Source organism: Plantactinospora sp. DSM 117369 (assembly GCF_053764795.1).
Genome location: NZ_CM132446.1, coordinates 1,587,073 through 1,605,419, shown reverse-complemented (window position 1 = coordinate 1,605,419; position 18,347 = coordinate 1,587,073). Strand labels below are relative to the sequence as shown.

Annotated in this window: 11 protein-coding genes, 2 tRNA genes and 3 pseudogenes; 8 read left to right on the top strand and 8 right to left on the bottom strand. The window is 66.8% G+C overall.

All coding sequences use genetic code 11. The features are described from left to right. Window positions 1-200 precede the first annotated feature (200 nt). Both ACSMXO_RS07335 and ACSMXO_RS07330 read left to right on the top strand, forming a co-directional pair. Window positions 201-4,595, top strand: coding sequence for an FG-GAP-like repeat-containing protein (locus tag ACSMXO_RS07335; protein WP_455417142.1), 4,395 nt, complete (start codon window positions 201-203; stop codon window positions 4,593-4,595). Window positions 4,596-4,737: 142 nt separating this feature from the next. Next, window positions 4,738-5,559: pseudogene (locus ACSMXO_RS07330) on the top strand (MFS transporter); the annotation flags it as partial. Between the two features lie 261 nt (window positions 5,560-5,820). On the opposite strand, the gene ACSMXO_RS07325 reads toward ACSMXO_RS07330, so the two are convergent. Continuing rightward, window positions 5,821-6,726 carry an oxidoreductase gene (locus tag ACSMXO_RS07325; protein ID WP_455417141.1) on the bottom strand — a complete coding sequence of 302 codons (906 nt, stop codon included), beginning with the start codon at window positions 6,724-6,726 and terminating at the stop codon, window positions 5,821-5,823. A 130-nt stretch (window positions 6,727-6,856) separates the two neighbouring features. On the opposite strand from ACSMXO_RS07325, the gene ACSMXO_RS07320 reads away from it, so the two are divergent. Next, entirely contained in the window at window positions 6,857-7,771 is a 915-nt protein-coding gene (locus tag ACSMXO_RS07320; RefSeq protein ID WP_455417140.1) for a helix-turn-helix transcriptional regulator, read from the top strand. Window positions 7,772-8,031: 260 nt separating this feature from the next. Here the strand turns inward: ACSMXO_RS07320 and ACSMXO_RS07315 are convergent, their stop codons facing one another. From ACSMXO_RS07315 to ACSMXO_RS07305, 3 genes are all read right to left on the bottom strand, one after another. Beyond that, a complete protein-coding gene (locus ACSMXO_RS07315) occupies window positions 8,032-8,814 on the bottom strand; it encodes a transposase family protein (RefSeq protein ID WP_455417139.1) in 783 nt (260 codons plus the stop codon). 333 nt (window positions 8,815-9,147) lie between these two features. Then, window positions 9,148-9,888 carry a hypothetical protein gene (locus tag ACSMXO_RS07310; RefSeq protein ID WP_346258464.1) on the bottom strand — a complete coding sequence of 247 codons (741 nt, stop codon included), beginning with the start codon at window positions 9,886-9,888 and terminating at the stop codon, window positions 9,148-9,150. A gap of 56 nt (window positions 9,889-9,944) precedes the next feature. Then, complete coding sequence (locus ACSMXO_RS07305; RefSeq protein ID WP_455414517.1) at window positions 9,945-10,091, bottom strand: hypothetical protein; 147 nt, start codon at window positions 10,089-10,091, stop codon at window positions 9,945-9,947. 109 nt (window positions 10,092-10,200) lie between these two features. On the opposite strand from ACSMXO_RS07305, the pseudogene ACSMXO_RS07300 reads away from it, so the two are divergent. Then, window positions 10,201-11,786: pseudogene (locus ACSMXO_RS07300) on the top strand (IS1634 family transposase). A gap of 238 nt (window positions 11,787-12,024) precedes the next feature. On the opposite strand, the gene ACSMXO_RS07295 reads toward ACSMXO_RS07300, so the two are convergent. Beyond that, a complete protein-coding gene (locus ACSMXO_RS07295; RefSeq protein WP_455417138.1) occupies window positions 12,025-12,246 on the bottom strand; it encodes a helix-turn-helix domain-containing protein in 222 nt (73 codons plus the stop codon). A 163-nt stretch (window positions 12,247-12,409) separates the two neighbouring features. Between ACSMXO_RS07295 and ACSMXO_RS07290 the strand changes: the two genes are divergently transcribed. After that, a complete protein-coding gene (locus ACSMXO_RS07290) occupies window positions 12,410-12,856 on the top strand; it encodes a helix-turn-helix domain-containing protein (protein WP_455417137.1) in 447 nt (148 codons plus the stop codon). A 384-nt stretch (window positions 12,857-13,240) separates the two neighbouring features. Here ACSMXO_RS07290 and ACSMXO_RS07285 read toward each other — a convergent pair. Continuing rightward, window positions 13,241-13,311: transfer RNA gene (locus ACSMXO_RS07285), tRNA-Met, on the bottom strand. 216 nt (window positions 13,312-13,527) lie between these two features. Between ACSMXO_RS07285 and ACSMXO_RS07280 the strand changes: the two genes are divergently transcribed. Further along, window positions 13,528-14,142 (top strand): hypothetical protein, encoded by a 615-nt coding sequence (locus ACSMXO_RS07280; protein ID WP_455417136.1) that lies wholly within the window; start codon window positions 13,528-13,530, stop codon window positions 14,140-14,142. Between the two features lie 185 nt (window positions 14,143-14,327). Next, the gene (locus tag ACSMXO_RS07275) at window positions 14,328-15,737 is read left to right on the top strand and encodes an IS1380 family transposase (protein WP_455416449.1); all 1,410 of its coding nucleotides are present in this window, start codon (window positions 14,328-14,330) and stop codon (window positions 15,735-15,737) included. Between the two features lie 939 nt (window positions 15,738-16,676). Here the strand turns inward: ACSMXO_RS07275 and ACSMXO_RS07270 are convergent. After that, a complete protein-coding gene (locus ACSMXO_RS07270; protein ID WP_455417135.1) occupies window positions 16,677-17,000 on the bottom strand; it encodes a hypothetical protein in 324 nt (107 codons plus the stop codon). Here ACSMXO_RS07270 and ACSMXO_RS07265 point away from each other — a divergent pair. Then, window positions 16,986-18,035: pseudogene (locus ACSMXO_RS07265) on the top strand (tyrosine-type recombinase/integrase); the annotation flags it as partial. The gene ACSMXO_RS07270 and the pseudogene ACSMXO_RS07265 overlap by 15 nt on opposite strands. A gap of 230 nt (window positions 18,036-18,265) precedes the next feature. On the opposite strand, the gene ACSMXO_RS07260 reads toward ACSMXO_RS07265, so the two are convergent. Beyond that, window positions 18,266-18,341: transfer RNA gene (locus ACSMXO_RS07260), tRNA-Lys, on the bottom strand. Between the last annotated feature and the right edge of the window lie 6 nt (window positions 18,342-18,347).

Genomic DNA, 18,347 nt, shown 5'->3' with positions numbered 1-18,347 from the left:
TCATGTCACCGACCGCACTTGGTAACGATGAGATAACGATGATCAAGCGCGCGCCGCGCAATTCAGTCGCAGAACGCACGAACAGGACGACTCCTTGTGACGAAAGCCGTTCCCCTCTCCCAGGGCCACCTGCTTCACTGTGGCCGCCACCGGACGCGACACGCGCGCACCGGTGGCATCGCATGGGGGAGGTACCTTTGTTGTCCACATTCGACGTCCGGGCGGGGCTGCGTTCACTTCGGATCGGAGCCGTCGGCGTTACTGCCGGCGCTGTCCTGGTCGCCGGCCTGCCTTTGTCGACCGGCCCGGCCGCCGCCTCACCGACGCCTCCTCCCGCCCCCCGGCCCGCGGGACTCCTCGACGCGGACGCGGCGATCGCCGAGGCGAGACGGATCGGCAGGCCGGTCGAGGCCACCGCCGCCGGCAGCCCGACATCCACCCTCACCGCCCGCCCCGACGGGTTGCTGGAGTTGACGCAGTCGGCGGTACCGACCCGCAAACGGGTCGACGGCGTCTGGAAGACACTGGATCCGACCCTGGTCCGGCAGGCCGACGGCAGCATCACCGCCGCGGTCACCACCAACACGATCCGCCTGTCCGGCGGCGGCACCGGACCCCTCGCGGAGTTGACCAGCGGCGACCGGGCGGTGGCGTTCACCGCACCGATGCCACTACCGGCACCGACCCTCGACGGCCCGACCGCCGTCTACACCGAAGTGCTGCCCGGCGTGGACCTGACAGTACGCGTCACCACCGAGGGCGCCTTCTCCCACACGTTCGTCATCAAGACCCGGCAGGCCGCCACACACCCGCAGCTGACCGCCCTGGAACTCGCCACCACCACCACGGGCGTCACCCTCACCGCCGACGGGGACAGGAACATCACCGGCCGCGACCGCACCGGCGCCACCGTCCTCACCGCCCCCGCACCGCTCATGTGGGACTCCACAGCGCCCGCCGCAGAAGCCACCAGCCAGGGGCAGGTCACCTCCGACACCCCCGTCCCCGGCCGCACCGCCCCGGTCGGCGTCGAGATCGCCCCGGACAAGCTCACACTCACTCCCGACCGTGACCTGCTGACCGGGGAGGAGACCGTCTATCCGGTCTACATCGATCCCAGCTTCGTCTGGACGCCCGTCGGCCCGAAGATGTCCGGCTGGGCCACCATCTCCTACCACCACCAATCCACCAACTACTGGAATAACACCCCCGACCTGATCGGCCGGATGCAGGTCGGCAACTCCGGCAGCCAACGCTCCAACACCCTGATCAACTTCCCCGTCCCCTACGGCACCCTCGCCAACGCCGAAATCAGCTCCGCCACCTTCAAAATCACCAACACCCGGTCCTGGAACTGCACCCCCAAGACCGTCTACATCTACGGCCCCGCCACCACACTGACCCGGTCGAACGCCACCTGGAATTACTGGGAGGGCGTCAGCAAGGGCTCCGCCATCGCCTCCAAGAGTTTTGCCTACGGTTACTCCGACTGCGACGCCGCCGCCGTCTCCTTTGACATCACCAGCCAGATCCGCACCGACGTCACCGGCAAACGGGCCACCCGCACCCTTTGGATGGTCGCCGCCAACGAAGCCAGCGACACCCAGAGCTGGAAAGAGTTCCACGAGACCAGCCCCACCCTGACGATCCTCTACAACCACAAACCCAACAAACCCACGAACCTGACCACCTCCCCCAAAACCGTCTGCGGCGGCGGCTCCTACGTCGGCGACAGCAGCGTCTCGCTGTACGCACCCGTCTCCGACCCCAACCGCGGCACGCTCGGCGTGTCGTTCAAGCTGTGGAAGACCAGCGACGCCACGCAGACGGCCCTCGCCTCGTCCAACCCCAACCTGCTGACCTACCCGTCCGGAAGCACCGCCGTACTCGTCGTCCCGGTCGCCACCCTGCGCACCGCCGCCGCCGGCGCCCCCACCAGCTTCTCCTGGAAGGTCCAGGCCACCGACTTCCGCACCCCCAGCGACTGGTCAGCCACCTGCACATTCACCTTCGACCCGACCCGCCCCGGCGCCCCAACGGTCCCACAGCCGACCGACGGAGAAACAGCGGTCGGACAACCGTGGACCTTCGCCGTCACCCCACCGGCCGGCACTACCGTCCCGAGCGGTTACGTCTACCAGCTCAACGCCGGCCCGCCCGTCGACGTGACCGCCGACGCCACCGGCAACGCCACCATCACCGTCGCGCCGACCCGCTTCGTCAACACACTGTCGGTCACCAGCGTCTCCGCCGGCGGCAACTTCGGCGACACCGCCAGCGTCACCTTCAACTCCATACCAGCCGTCGACGCGGCCGAAGCCGACCTGACCGGCGACGACTCCCCCGACCTGCTCACCATCGGCGGCCGCCACGGACTCCCGTCCGGACTCTGGCTCGCACCCGGCGGCCCCGGACAGGGCAACATCCTCGCCACCAACATCGGCGCCCGCGGCAACGGAATCTCCGCCACCACCAACCCGGAAGACCCCGCCAGCAACAACCCGGCGGACTTCAACGGCGCCCAGGCCGTCACCGGCCGCTTCTTCGGCGAAGGCTTCCAGGACGTCCTCGTCTACTACGGCACCGGTCCGCACGCTGGCGGCGCCAGCATCCTGCGCGGCAACGGCGACGGCTCCACCATCGAATCCCTCCGCAGCGGTGTCCAGCAGCTCATCGACGCCGACCAGCTCCGCGACGAGAACGGAAACTCACCCCAACAGCTGGTCAACGCCGGCGACCCCCGCGGCAGCGGCTCCCCACTGCCCGACCTGATCGGCATCGCCGGCAGCGCCGAACACGGCTACCACCTCACCTACCACCCCAACCTGGGCGCCCCAAACGCCTACCTCCTCGCCTACCAGACCACCGCCCTAACCCCCACCGGCGGCACGAACTGGAACGACTGGACAATCGCCACCACCCAGACCACCACCGGCACCGCCATGTTCCTCTGGGAACGCACCACCGGAGCCCTGCACCTGTGGACCGCCCTCGCCTACGACGAAACCACCGGCCAGCTCACCCACACCACCCACACCCTGGCGGCCAACGGCTGGAACACCGGCGCCACCCTCGACCTACGCGCCGCCGACCTCAACGCCGACGACACCCCCGACCTCTGGACCACCACCACCGGCGGCCAGACCACCGAATGGCACGTCACCGACCTCACCGCCGGCACCGGAACCATCACCGCCCAACCCACCAGGGCGTTGATCACCGCCGACCACGCCTGGCAACTCAACGACAGCGACACCGGCACCGTCACCACCGCCAACGACACCGCCGGCACGCTGCACGCCACCGGCACCACCGGCGCCACCTGGAGCACCGGCGACCTGTTCGACCCCGACGTCGCCCTCAACGGCACCACCGGCACCCTCACCACCCCCGGGCCGGCCGTACCCACCAACACCGCCTTCACCGTCTCCACCTGGATCAAACTCAACAGCCACGGCGGCACCGTGCTCTCCCAGGACGGCACGAACACCGCCGGATTCAAGGTCTGGGCCGAATCCAGCGACAAGTCCTGGCGGTTCGCCATGACACGAAGCGACGTCGCGAGCCCGGTCTGGGACACCGCCAGCGCCGGCCCCGGCTCCGCGCGACTCGGGGTATGGACCCAGCTCACGGCCATCTTCAGCCCCGCCGCCGGCAACCTGCACAGCATGTTCCTCTTCATCGACGGCCGCAACGTCGCCTCCGCAACCCACACCACCGTCTGGAACGCCACCAACGGCTTCCGCATCGGCGCCGTCAAAACCGGGTCGACCAGCTACAGCGGCTACCTCAACGGAGAGGTCTCCCTCACCCAGACCTGGGACGTGGCAACCATGGGCCCCGAGCCGACAGCCCACGACCTCAACGGCGACGGCCGAGCCGACATCGTCGCCGCCGACTCATCCGGAGGCCTGTGGCTGCACCCGAACACCGGAAACGGCGGCCTGTCCACCTTCGGCACACCCGTCAAGATCGGAGTCGGATGGTCGACCTACCGGTGGAACATCCGAGACTGGACCATGGACGGCCGCGCCGACGTCCTCGGAATCGACGGCGACGGGCTCCTCTGGATGTACCCCAACGTCAACGGAGCACCAAGCTCCGGACAACGCCGCCAGGTCGGCGTCGGCTGGACCAACTACACCCACGCCACCGGCCACGCCGACGACGACCGGAACCCAGACCACTTCGGCATCAACACATCGACCGGCGAACTCTTCTACTACCCCGACGGATGCTGCAAAACCCGCATCGGCACATCCGGCTGGACCAACTACCGCATCTACCCGGCAGACCTCAACTCAGACGGCCGCGACGACATCGTCGCAATCGAAAGCACCGGTGCTCTGTGGTTCTACCCCAACACCGGACAGGCGGGCCTGGCGATGCTAGGCCCCCGCCAGTCAATCGGATCAGGCTGGTCCACCTACCGCGTAGCGATCGCCGACATCAACTCCGACGGCAAACCCGACATCATCGGCGCCGACACGAGCAACAACGTCTGGCTCTACCCCGGCAACGGCACCGGCAGCCTCAACACCCGAACCCAAATCGCAAGCAACTGGACAACCACCACCGCCAAAACCATCGGCTGACACCCACCGATAGACCACCGCACGTAGACCACCGCACGGGTGGTGCCGGCGACCCTCGCCAGCACCACCCGCGCCGCCCTACCAGCACAACCACAGAGCCAGGTACGGAGACTGCAAACCTCGCATCAGATCGGCCTACTTACTCCCGTCGGTGGCTGCACCCGAGAGACTGCCCAGCGCCAATGCCCGGCTCTATGCGAGCTTCACCATCGGCAACCAGTTCGTCGCCAAACCGTTGGGCGCGTGGTTCTTCGCCATGTCCGCCGCCGTACCGTTCGGGCTCGACGCGTTCACGTTCGTGGTGGCCGCAGCGTTGATAGCGAGCATCCGACCAGTTCGCGTACCGAAGCCAGCCCAGCCGCACGTCTCGTTGCGGGGCGAGATCGCCGCCGGTGTGCGGTGGTTGTGGGGGCACCGGCTGCTGCGGACCCTCGCCGTCACCATGGGCCTGGGTAACATCGCGTTCGGTGCCGCGTTCGCGGTGTTCGTCCTCTACTGCCAGCAGCAACTGAACCTGTCCGACATCGGCTACGGCTTCCTACTGACCGCCTTCGCGTTCGGCGGCCTACTCGGCACGACAATCGCCGCCAAGCTCACCCGAGCCATCGGAACCACCGCGGTGCTACGCGCCGGCCTCGCCATCGAGGCCGTCACGCACGCGACCCTGGCGACAACGACGACACCCTGGGTGGCCGCCGCCATCCTGATCGTATTCAGCATCCACGCCATGGTCTGGGGCATCACCGTCGCCTCCGTCCGGCAGCGGGCGGTGCCCGAACATCTGCGCGGTCGGGTCGGCAGCGTATACGCGCTGCTGGACCTCGGCGGAGCCGCGCTGGGCTCCCTCCTCGGCGGTCTGATCGCCAGCATCTGGGAGATCACCACACCGTTCTGGATCGCCGCCGTGATGATGACAGCGGTCACCGCCCTAGCCTGGCACCGCCTGCGCGAGGCAACCGCCTAACAACCCCACCCGGGCCCCGAACGGAGCGCGTCCGGGGCCCGGGCGCTCAAGCACAGACAGCCCCAACAGGCATCCAGATCTGCCGCCGACCATGCACGCCGCCCCAGCCCAGTGCCGCCACGCTTCGTAACCGGCCCGCCGTACGCTCGACGTCCGGATCTGCCGACGAGCGGACGCGCGATCGTGGCCGGCAGGCGTGCGAGTGCGGCGGCTGATCGCGACGCTGCGGATTGCCGGTGGCCGGCCGGTGACCGTCGTAGGTCAGAGGTAGTTGACGCCGGTCAGTTCCTCGGCTGCCGCCCACAGCCGCTTGCCGACGGCCGGGTCGGCGGCCTCCCGGCTGAGCCGGGCCTCTGTGACCCTGCCCCGCGTCTCCCAGAGCCCGGACGGGCCGAAGAACTGGCCACCCCGCACACCGGGCTCGGTCGCGGCGCGCAATTGCGGCAGCGCGCCCTGCTCCACCGGCTGGGTTGCCAGCAGCCCCGCCCACGCGATCAGCCGCCCGAACCGGCCACGGTGCTCCCAGGCCCGCGGAGTCAGGTTGGTGCGAGTGAGACCGGGGTGGGCCAGCGCGCTGACGATCGGCGCTCCGGCGACGCGCAGGCGACGGTCCAGTTCGATGCCGAAGACCGTGGCGGCGAGCTTGGACCGGCCGTAGGCAGCGGCCGCCCGGTAGTCACGTTCGAACATCAGGTCATCGAGGTCCAGCTGCGCGTTCTTGTGGGTGATCGAGCTGAGCGTGACCACGCGGGCTTCCCGCGCCGCGGCCAGGTTGCCAAGCAGCAGGCCGGTCAGCGCGAAGTGGCCCAGCATGTTGGTGGCGAGATGCACCTCGAATCCGTCGGCGGAGGTGCGGCGCGGGCCAAGCAGCACTACGCCGGCGTTGTTGACCAGCAGGTCGATCGCCGGGTGGTCGCCGGCCAGCTTCGCCGCGAAGGCCCGCACGGAGGCGAGGGAGGCCAGGTCCAGCTCGCGCACCTCGACGTCGCCGCCGATCTGGCGGGCGGCCTCCTCGCCGGCGGGGGTGTTGCGAACGGCGAGCACGACGTGGGCGCCGTGGCTGGCCAGTTCGATGGCGGTGACCAGGCCGAGGCCTGAATTCGCGCCGGTCACGACGGCGACCCGACCGCGCTGGTCGGGGATGCGGTCGGCGGTCCATCCGGTCATCTGCTGCTCCTGGAGGTGTTGGTGCGCTGGCCATCGACCGTAGGAGCGGTCCGCGTCGGTTCGGTCGTTCTCGGTTGCCTAGGTCTGAGGGACCTACCTTCGGCCGTCCGGGCCGCGGCACACTTGCGGCATGAACAGCCCTCATCCGTACGCCCGTGAGCTCGGCGACTTCCTGCGCGCTCGGCGTAGCCGGCTGCGTCCACACGACGTCGGCCTGGAGCCGGGCGGCCGGCGCAAGGTCACCGGGCTGCGGCGCGAGGAGCTGGCCCTGCTGGCCGGGCTGAGCACCGACTACTACCAGCGGATCGAGCAGGGCCGGGAGGTACGCCCGTCCGATGATGTCCTGGACGCGCTTGCCGGCGCGCTCGGCCTCGACGACAAGGAACGCCGGCACCTGTTCACCCTGGCCCACGCCGCCCGCCGGTCGCTACCCGCCCGGGTGAACCGCGATCCGGAGCGGGTGCCGGTCAGCACACGGCGCCTGCTGCGGGTGATGGACACCCCAGCGGTCGTACTCAGCCGGCATCTTGACCTGCTCGACTGGAACCCGATGGCGCGAGCGCTGCTCGGCGACCCGGACGCCTATCCGACCGATCGGCTCAACATGCTCCTGCTGCTGTTCGACGACACGCTGACCGGCAAGCGTAGCTGCCCGGACTGGGAGCGGCAGGCCCTGGACTACATCGGCATGATGCGCGCCGCCGTTGCCACCGACCCCACCCACCCACGCGCCACCGCGATCGTTGGCGAGCTGAGCATCCGCAGCGCCGAGTTCCGGCGGCTGTGGGCCCAGCACGACGTACGCGAGTCGGTCAGCGGCACCAAGACCTTCCGGGTTCCTGAGGTAGGCGACATCGTCCTGGACTGGGACACGTACCCCCTGCCGGGAAACCCCGGCCCGGTCATGCTCGTCTTCACCGCCGCGCCGGGCAGCGCCGACGCAGACCGACTGCAGCTCCTGGCGTCGTTGCACGCGACCCGCTCAACGCTCGCCAACAAGCACCCCTCCCAGACGGGCCGGCCCCACCCTAGCGGGACTTCATGATCGGGTGCGCGCTCATGCCGCTCTCCGGTGCGACACGATGTCGCACGTTTTGAGTAGTTTCGTCGATGGGAGGTTCGACGTGATGTCGAAGACGTGACTCTGGTCAGTGTCCCTGAACCCGGTCCCCGCCTCTGGCGTGCGTGGTCAGTAATGGCCGGGTGCGAAGCCCAGGGGGAAGCCCAAGGACGCCCGTTCCGACCGGGGGTCACAGGTGAGGGGAAGACCGAAAGGGTGAACGTCAGTGAACCAGTGAGCGTTTTTCATCCTCGATAGGTCGGGTGCTCGACGTGGTGCAGGACCAGGATCGCCTGCACGATCGCGGTCGTCCGGGACGGGCAGCATCGGATCTTGGTCAGGATTTTCCAGGTCTTGAGGGTGGCGACGGCGCGTTCGCCGCGGGCGCGGATGCGGGCGTGGGCCTTGTTCACGGCCTTCTGCCGGCGGGACAGCTTCGGCCGGTAGCGATGACGCTTGAACCCGGTGCGGACACATCCGCCGGCGCCCTGGTACGCCTTGTCCGCGAAGGTCATCACGTTCGAACTGGTCAACGCGGCGACGATGCCGTGGGTGCGGGCGGCGGTCAGGTCGTGCGTCGAGCCGGGCAGCGCCGCCGACGCCCAGACGAGGCGTCCGGCCGGATCGGCGATGACCTGCACGTTCATCCCATGTCGCCGGTGCTTCCCGGAGTAGTACGGCTTCTGGTCGTGTATGCGGTCGATCGGGATCAGGGTGCCGTCGCCGATGGCGTAGGCCAGTAGACGGATCCTGCTCATCGCCTGGTGCAGGTCGTCGGCGGTCGTGGCAAGCAGAGTGATCGCCTCGCGGACGTAGCGCCAGGCGGTGGCCACCCCGACTTCGAACCCGGCGGCCAGACGGGTGAAGGTGTCGCCGTTGCGCAAGTGGGCCAGGACGAGCAGCGCCTGGCGGCCGGGATCGAGCCGACGCCACCGGGACCGTCGCTGGCGGCGATGGCTACGGATCAGGTCGGCGACGTGGTTCAGCGACCGGGTGGACAGCGGGATCGAGGCAGGGTAAGACAGCAACGAGGCTCCCGGTAGGGGCATCTTTCTTGGTCGATTGCTGTCTTAACGGGAGCCTCACCTCACCCGGCTACCGGCCCCTCCACGTCGCTGACCTGCATCATCAGGTTGGAAATGGCTCAATGATCAAGCCTTCGACAAGCCGAATCTTCTCGGATCGGAAGGCGCTTCCTCACTCACGACCCGCAGCCAGGCGAGCCCTCCTGAGTTGGCTCACTGTGCCGCGCTCGTGAGGCCCGCGTCGCGTTCACCTGCGGTGATGCCTGCAGGTGGGGCTGTTTTCACGCACTAACCGAATGAGTCAACTGGGTCTGACCGGCCAGCCGTCTGGCGGCCTCAGAGCCGCAGCAGCCCCGCGGCGAGCGACTCACGCAATCCGGCGGGCGGCTCCTGGTAGCCCTCGTCCCACAGCGCACCGGGAAAGCCGCCGGCCGCGAACGCAGTGTTGAGATCGTCGACGAACCAGATCGCGGGCCCCACCTTCCCGTCGATTCCGGGGCCGGGCAGGTCGATGCCGTAGGGCGCGTCGCCGCTGATGTTCGCCTTGTGGAGCTCGTCGGGCGCGTAGTCGAGCTGGAACGGGATGCCGGCGTCCCGGCGCGCGGTGTCCCTGAGGTACGCGGCGTGCTCGGCCTCGTAGTAGGAGCGCGAGCCGCCCCGCTCGGCCCACTCGAGCTGCACCACCAACGGGTCCGCGAGCACGCTGGCCGGCCAACCCGGCAATTCCCCGACGAGCCACACATCGCCCACCTGCCGGATCCACGCGCTGATCGTCATCGGGAACGGCGCGAACGTCACCTCCAGCCAGTCGGCCAGCGCGGGCGCGCCCGGCGACGGGGGAACGTGGGCGCGACACGGCGTCCCCTCGTCGTCGTTCTCCTCCGCACGGAAGCCCCGCGCCTGCAGCCGCTCAACGAGCGTCTCGACGTTCCTGCGGGCACGGTCGGCGAACTCGCGCGCCACCGCCTCGGCGTCCTCGCGGTACGGGGCGTCGAAGACCCGTAGGCCAAGACCGCGCAGGTCGCGCCATACGTCGTCGGGATCACCGGACACGTACCGCGCGTGGAAGCTCGCCATGGCCACCATCCTTGCAGCGAGCCACCAGCGTCGGCGGCGAGGTCTCGGTTGCCGACTCAGCTGGCGATCCGCAACGTCATCAAGCAGCCGCGGCCGCTGCGCTCGGCGACCATCGCGATCAATGACACGACACAGACCTTCGCCCCGCCATCCCCGCCGAGAAGCAGGCCATCCTCGAGGATCCACGCCGCAAAGTCACGCACTAACCCGACTTGACTCACGGTTGGCTGATTCGGGGGTCTGTGGGGGTGTGACCTGGGGTGTTGTGTCGGGAGGCACGCACTAAACGGGTCGGGTTCTATGGTGTCGGTCGTGGCGTACGTGCGGATGGTGAAGACGGCGTCCGGGGCGCGGGCGGTGCAGATCGTGCATTCCCAGCGGCGGGGTTCGCGGGACATCGAGCACGTCGGATCTGCGTACACGGATGCGGACCTGGAGCTGCTCAAGGCGGTGGCGCGGCAGCGGCTGGCCGTGGGGCAGGGCGAGTTGGATCTGCGTCTGCCGGACGGTCCGGCAACGGAGGCGGTCCGTTGCCGATCACGTCCACGCGTGCGGGGCACCTGCTGGACGCGTTGGGCCGCGGATACGACACGCTGGGGTTCGCTGCGGCTGCCGAGCGGGACGAGGTGTTCAAGGCGTTGGTCCTGGCCAGGATCATCGAGCCGACCAGCAAGCTCGACTCGGTGCGGGTGCTGGACGAGGCCGGCGCGTGGGCGCCGTCGTACGCGACGATCAAGCGGCGGCTGGGGGTGTATGCCACGGGAGGCAAGGCTTCCGCGGCCGGTGGGAAGACCGAGGGTGTGCCGGTCGAGGGCGACGCTGAGCCGACGTTCGATCCGGCCGGTGGCCCATGGCGGGCCCGGCTGGTCCGCGCCTGCGCCGCGCACGTCAGCTTGGGGCTGGCGACGTTGCTGCTCTACGACGTCACAACGCTGTACTTCGAGACCGACGAGGGTGACGGGTTCCGCGAGCCCGGGTTCTCCAAGGAACGCCGGCTGGAGCCGCAGATCACCGTCGGGCTGCTCCCCGACGGGTCGGGGTTCCCGTTGATGGTGCACGCGTTCGAGGGCAACCGGGCCGAGACCACCACCATGCTGCCGGTCCTACGGGCCTTCCTGAACGCGCACCACCTGTCGAATGTCACGGTCGTGGCCGACGCGGGGATGATGTCGGAGGCGAACAAACGCGCGATCGAAGCCGCCGGGTTGTCGTTTATCCTCGGCGCCCGCGTCCCCGACGTGCCCTACGTCGTCACAGAGTGGCGCAACGCCCACCCCGATGCCGAGATCCCAGACGGGCACGTGTTCGTCCAGCCCTGGCCCGCCGGCCCCGGCGACAACCGCCGCGACCACACGATCTACTACCAGTACCGGGCTGACCGGGCCCGCCGCACCCTGCGCGGAATCGACCAGCAGATCACCAAGGCCGAAAACGCGGTCGCAGGCCGGACAGCGGTCAAGCGGAACCGGTACGTGCGCCTGACCGGCGCGGTCAAGAGCGTGAACCGGGCCTTGGAGGTCAAGAACCGGGCCCTGGCCGGGATCAAGGACTACGTCACCAACCTGCCCAACCCCGACCCCGAGCAGGTCATCGGCGCCTACAGCCGACTGTTGCAGGTCGAGAAGTCCTTCCGAATGTCCAAGACCGACCTGGCCGCCCGGCCGATCTACCACCACACCAGCGAATCGATCGAAGCGCACCTGACCATCGTGTTCGCCGCCCTGGCCGTGTCCCGCTGGATCGAGAACACCACCGGCTGGAGCATCAAACGGTTCGTCACCACCGCCCGCCGCTACCGGACGATCACGATCCAGGCCGGCGACCACAGCATCACCGCCGCCGACCCCCTACCCGACGAACTCCGCGCCGCGCTCGACGTCATCCACGGCACGCACTAAATGAGCCAAGTCGGGTTACATCGGCGCTGTCCGTCAACAGCCGGACACCGGCGTGGCCGACCACGCCGCGCCCATCGGCGCTCACCACGACCCCTGGCCGCGCTCCGGTAGCCTTCATCTGGCAAGTGCCTTTCTCGACGGAATGATCAAGCCTTCGACAAGCCGAATCTTCTCGGATCGGAAGGCGCTTCCTCACTCACGACCCGCAGCCAGGCGAGCCCTCAATGAAGGGCCGAGGCTAGCACCCTCCTAGAAGTTCAGTAATTGCGGCGACAGGAACGATGTACCGCCTACCAATGCGAAGAATCGGTACCGGAAAATGCCCCTCCTGAGCGAGTTCGTAAGCCTTGGTTCTTCCTATCCCAAGAATCGAAGCCGCCGTCACGACGTCCGTTACCGTCCCAAGGGCACGCACATCGCTTACAGTCCACACTCTCCTGGACCTGGCTTTGTCACTCATGTCGCACTCCCGGGCGTACCGCAGGTCATCTATTCATCAGCGGGTCGCGAAGATCGATCTACACATTGCCATCGGGTCGAACCCTGAACCTGGACAGCACCGACAGTTCGTCCCACAACAGCGACAAGTGAGCGACTAGGCGAAGCGTCGTCCCTGCAACCAGGTGCGGGGGTCACTGTCGGCGCATGAGTGTCACGCACCAGCACAACCCTCTCTTCTCAACGAGCGACCGCAGTGCAGGATCCTGCACTTAGGGGAATATCTTGCACTGACAAGTGGATTCGCAGCGACTTGCCTGAAGCCTTTGACCGAGGCCCCGCCAGCCGTGGATCTTGCGGCCCTCGGTCATGCCGTTGCAAGAGCCCGACAGGCCGTCGACCTCACCCTCAAAGGGCTCGCGGAGCGCGGCGGAGTGTCCCGCCGGATGTTGGTCGAGATCGAACAAGGTCAAGCTAACAGCAGTATCGGGGTTCTGCACTCCATCGCGCACGCCGTCGGTCTCACATTAGGCGAGCTCGCGCAAGCGGCGTGCACGGACGAGCCGACCATTGATAGCACTTGGACGCCAGCGACAGCCAAGGACAATAGGGCAGCCACAACGGTCATATAAGGGCGTCCGTCGAGGTCGGTTACAGCCATTCATTGATGACGGCCAGGTGGATGGTGGCCCTATAATGTACGGGAGCGAGCCTCAGGGGCTCGGTGCGTAATCACCACAATACAGCCGGCCACGACATGGACCGGCAGACTTGGGCTGCTGTCGACCTGGAGTAGATGTCCTTGAACTTAAGTGACCCTGGACAGATCACCAGCTTCCCGTGACACAGTCAAGGCTGGACGTCGCTTCGATGACCGGTACAGCGAAGGCCAACCGTCTGCTCCCCCTGTCGCCTCGTGGTTCGTCTGCCCGGACTATGTCCGGAAGGAGATTAGAAATCCCGGCCATGTTCTTCAGGGCGGAGCCGACAGCTGTGACCTGCGCTTTCACTTGTACCGGGGACAGGATTTGAACCTGCGACCTCTGGGTTATGAGCCCAGCGAGCTACTGAACTGCTCCACCGCGTTCGCTCGTCAACACTGCTTCATGCGCCGTGGTCGGCCAGATTTTGCGGTGGATTGAGGATCTTCGTGTGTCGGAGGTCGAGATGTGGCGAGGTCTCCAGAAGATGATTCATCGACCGGGCAGAACCTGAAACCGGAGCGGATCACTAGCAGGCACCTAGAGCTTTCCTAAGATATTGGGCATGCTAAACAAAAGCGGCAAGCAAGAGGGAGGCAACCGTGCCCGATATTCGCAACAACAAGGAGTTCCGCAAGCGCGCCATCCTGTTACGAGATGAAGCCGCAGTCCGCGGGTTAATCATGAATTCAGCGGAGGCCACAGATACTCTAGCAGAGCATCTGGCCATGTGTGCCAACCGCCTCGGCGTTACGCAGCAAACGATTCTCTACCGCTACTTACGGACCGAGGAGGTCGTTGCCTTCGCCGGAGTCCTGGCAAATGCTTCTGCGCAGTACCGGCAGACGATTGATGAAACTGAACCTATGAGATTGCTCACGAAACATGTCGGCGACGTGGTATCCGCACTCGGCATGGTGGTCAAATTGGCCACCGATCACATCGAGACAGCACCCGCCGATACCTTAGGCATACTCACCGACACCGCCGACGCTATCGCCGGACTTGGGGCCGCACTCCGCGAAGGTGAGGACGCCTCCTGGGCCTCCGTCGACGGCCCAACAGTGGCTTACAGTCGAATAGGTCTTGAACGCGCGATTGAGCTCATTGACAACAGAAAATTCGGTTGCCCATGCCGCAGCCAACATCTTCCGGAGGCAGGTCGGTGCGAACTTGCACAGAAACTAGCCGCAACCCTGAAGTTAGTAAAGCCGTGAGCCGGACTCAGGCAACGATTTCGACAGCCCTACGCCGCTGACAACGTCCCTACACAACAACCTAGCCTCGGTCCTTCAGTAAGGGCGGACGGTGGCGGTGGCCGGGAACGCGAAAGTGCCTTCTGATCTGGAACGATGGGACTTGTCTAGGGTTCCATCTGTCCGTCTCGGAAGGCACTTCCAGGGTGCAGGGTACCGGCACGCGTCCGAAGGTTGTCGTCACTGGTGGGGCTCGGGGTGTGGTCGGTCATGCCGGCACTCGGCTGCTCGCTGATCTGGCTGACAAGACCGGTTTGAGCAGCGGTTTCGTTCAGGCGTTGGGGTTGGACCGGGTGCGCCGGTCGGTGCATAAGCCGGGCCGGGTCGCGGTCGATCTGGCGGTGTTGCTGGCCGACGGCGGCGAGGCGATCGCGGACCTGGCGGTGTTGCGGCAGCAGCCGGGCCTGTTCGGGCCGGTGGCCTCGGACGCGACCGCGTGGCGGGTCCTCGACGGCATCGACGAGTCGGCCCTGCGGCGGCTGCGGGCCGCTCGCGCCGCCGCCCGGGAACTGGCCTGGGCCCAACTGGCCGAGACCCGCCGGTCGCTGCCGGCAACGACGATCCTGGGCCGGGTGTTGCCGGGGTTCGTCCTGGACATCGACGCGACGATCGTGCTGTCGCATTCGGAGAAAGAAGCGGCGGCGCCGACCTGGAAACACACGTTCGGTTTCCATCCGCTGCTGTGTTTCCTCGACGCGACCGGGGAGGCTTTGGCCGGCCTGCTGCGGCCGGGCAACGCCGGATCTAACACCGCCGCCGATCACGTCACCGTCCTCGACCACGCCCTCACGCAGATCCCCGAGCAGCATCGTTACGGCAATCCGATCCTCATCCGCTCCGATTCAGCGGGCAGCAGCCACGCGTTCCTGGCCCACATCCGCAGGCTGCGTGAGCATGGCCTGGACACCGAGTTCTCCGTCGGTGTCGCGATCGGCGAGCCGGTCCGGGCGGCGGTCACTGCCGCCCGGGTCTGGATCCCCGCTCTGGACGGCGATGGCAGCCTGCGCGACGCGGCGCAGGTCACGGAGCTGACTGACCTGATCGACCCTGCCGTGCTGGCCGGATTCCCGTCCGGTACGAGGCTGATCTGCCGACGCGAGGTCCCGCACCCCGGCGCGCAGCTGTCGCTATTCGACCAGGTCAACGGCATGCGGCACCAGGTCTTCGCCACCGACACACCACACGGCAGCGGCCTGTCGATCCAGTTCCTGGAGGTCCGCCACCGCGCGCACGCCCGGGTCGAGGACCGCATCCGCTGTGGCAAGACCACCGGGTTCGGCCGGTTCCCGTCCCGGCAGTTCGCGATCAACCAGGCCTGGCTCGAACTCGCCCTGACCGGCATCGACCTGCTCGCCTGGACCCGGCACCTCCTGCTCGACGGGCCCATCGCTCTGGCCGAGCCGAAGAAACTGCGCTACCGGCTGCTGCACGTCGCGGCGAAGATCAGCCGCACCGCCCGGACCACCACCCTGCGCATCGCCGAAGGATGGCCCTGGACCGAACACCTCATCCGGGCCTTCCACCGGCTCAGCGAACTACCCGAACCCGTTACCTGACAACGAAATCCGCGGCACCAGCGACCAGGACTTACGGAGCAACCCGGCCCGCGGCCGGGCGACACCGCCTGCCCACAGCCACCATCACCAATCCCGAACCACCACGATCAATCACCGCACCAAGCACCACCGCTTAATGAAAGACGGAGGCTAGACGGTCCAAGGTCTCCCATATCCGCAGGGCAGGACGGTTGTTCGACGGACATTTGAACTTCGGAATCCCTCGACACGAATGACGTGGTTGGTATTAAAAAATGCGGAATCGGTCCAGTCACGCGACTACTGTTGCCTACCTGCGCTCGTTCCCAGCAGACAACGAAGGATCAAGATAGCCTGGTGGACAGCGCCCAAGACGGTGATGGGGTTGTTCAGATTATTGTGACACAGATAGTTGCGCGCACAGGAGCGAAGGGGCATGAGTGTCTTGCATCTAACGACCCAATTCTACGGAATCTCCAGGCGTCAACTCTCCGGAGTGTGGGCTAGGTTCAGTAGCCCAATTAGGACGATACTTTCCAGCCAAAACGTCAGCAACAAGATTCGAAACCACAGCAGACACCGCGAGATCCGGACGCAACTCTCGCAACTGCCTGACCTCGCTCTCGGTCAGTCTGATCTTTACCTGCTGATCTCGCTTTGGCCGCTCTGGCAGCGGAGGAAGCGCAGGATCCACCGAACGTCGCGACATCGGAACTCCTCGTAACTGGCGACTTCGACAGGTGGACCTTGCCATACGCGCCCGCGATCCCAACAACTTGCCCCCCAGTTCGCCTGGCGGCCTCTCCACATCACGTCTGGTACCTTTTTTAGGTACCTAGATCAACTAGCCTCCACCAGGGCCGCACAAGCTGGAAGGAGCAAGTCGTGAGCGGCTCCACGTACAAGAGATGCCGATGCCGAGGAGAGGGTGGCCGCGAGCTAGGCGCATCCTGCGCCTCCCTACGCCGCAAGGACGGGGCCTGGAACCCCCGACATGGCCAGTGGTACTTCCGAACCGAGCTTCCGGTTGTCCACGGAGCCCAACGGAAGGTCATGAAGCGAGGCGGCTACGCCACACAGACCGCAGCCGAGAACGTTCGCCAGCAGGTCGAACTGCTGATGGCCATCCCCGACGCCGGCATGACAGGCGACCAGGCTCGACGCGACATCCTCGACGCCATCGAGCGAGCCTTCGAAAAGAAACAGCCCCTGCCTAACTACGACGAGACCCGCAAGCGCTACCAGTCCGGGCAGATCATCAACGGGGACATGCTGGTCGGACAATGCCTCGACGAGTGGCTGACTGGTCGGCGCAAGATCACCAAGGGCACCCGCCGGTCATACGAGGGCCACATCCGCCTCTACCTCAAGCCCCACCTCGGGCACCTGCCGATCGACCGGCTCCGGCGAGTACACATCTCCACGATGTTCGACGCCATCGACGCCGAAAGCGAGTTCATCCGAGCAGCACGAGTCTCGGGCGACCCCGAGCAACGAAGGAAGGTGCGAGGACGGCGGATCGTCGGCGCCGCAACGAAGCAGCGGATCAGGGCAACCCTCCGGGCCGCCATCAACCACTGCATCAGGAAGCAGATGATCACCCTCAACCCGGCAAAGCTCGTCGAACTCGAGTCGGGCAAGCGTCCGAAGGCCCTGATGTGGACCGACGAGCGCGTCGAGGCATGGAAGGAGAACCGGTCGCACCGCTCCGAGATAGCCCTTGAACTCGAGGCAGCCAGTGAACGACGCGACGCCTCAGCCATCCACCGGCTACTCGTGGAGATCGACCGGTTGGACGCGACCGAGCGACCCTCGCCGGTGATGGTCTGGACCGCCGCCCAGACCGGCTTCTTTCTCGACCTCATCCACAACGAGCGCCTCTACGCGCTCTACCACCTGATCGCCTATCGCGGCCCCCGCCGCGGCGAGGCGTGCGGCTGCCGCTGGGTGGACCTGCACAAGGGTGCACGCACACTCACGATCAGCGAACAGCTCGTGCAGGTCGGTTGGGAGGTCGTGCCAGACTCTCCGAAGAGCGAAGCCGGTGGACGCGAACTCACCCTCGACGACGCGACGTTCAAGGTCCTTGAGGTGTGGCGTAGGCGCCAGGTCGCCGAGCGTCTGGCCTGGGGCGAGACGTGGATCAACTCGGGACGCATCTTCACCCGGGAGGACGGCAGCGCCCTGCATCCCGCCGACGTCACCAAACATTTCAACGAGTTGGTCGCCGCCTCCGGGCTGCCGCCGATCCGCCTGCACGACCTCCGACACGGGTCCGCCACCCTGGCCCTGGACGGCGGCGTCGACATCAAGGTCGTCCAGGAGGAGTTGGGCCACTCCTCCAGCACTCTCACCCGCGATACCTACACCAGCGTCTCACCTCGGCTGGCCCGCGAGGCAGCCGAGAAGACCGCCGCGATGGTGCCGCGCGCCATCCCACCGGTCAGTGACGGGATGGCTACGGGGACGGATGGTCTCCCTTCGGGCTCCCCTGGCTCGAAAATGACGAAGCGCGTCCTCTCGCTTGGAGAGAACGCGCTGGTCATGCCTGGTGCGCCGCCAGGGACTCGAACCCCGAACCCGCGGATTAAGAGTCCGCTGCTCTGCCAGTTGAGCTAGCGGCGCTCGCTG